1 protein-coding gene is annotated in these 259 nt (G+C 69.9%); it reads right to left on the bottom strand.

Annotation, left to right across the window (positions count from 1 at the left end; all coding sequences use genetic code 11):
• Nucleotides 1–212, bottom strand: a 212-nt coding sequence (locus tag SB773_RS32860; RefSeq protein ID WP_410594596.1) for a hypothetical protein, incomplete at its 3' end; no start/stop codon positions are given.
• Nucleotides 213–259: the final 47 nt, after the last annotated feature.

The raw sequence follows: 259 nt of genomic DNA, 5'->3' as shown, positions 1-259 counted from the left end.
CAGCAGGGCATCTGCCCGGTGTGCAGCGCCTGCGCCACCGGGAGCAGCGCTATCGCGGCGAACACGGCCATGCCGATGACGCCCAGCGCAACCTTGCCGCGTTCGCGCGGCTTCGCATGCCGGCACCAGAACCCGCGCCACGACGCCAGCGTGGCGGCCAACAGGTAAGCCCCGAAAATCGCTAACGATGCAGTGTCCGGCGCCATGGCCATGCTTCCCCGCGTGGGCCTCCCGCCCGGTTGCCGCCATTGGATCACAG

The organism is Bacillus sp. SIMBA_074 (assembly GCF_046534555.1).
In the GTDB taxonomy this organism is placed as follows: domain Bacteria; phylum Bacillota; class Bacilli; order Bacillales; family Bacillaceae_G; genus Bacillus_A; species Bacillus_A mycoides.
The sequence above is the reverse complement of the archived record's forward strand: the minus strand, read 5'-3'. Positions and strand labels throughout refer to the sequence as shown.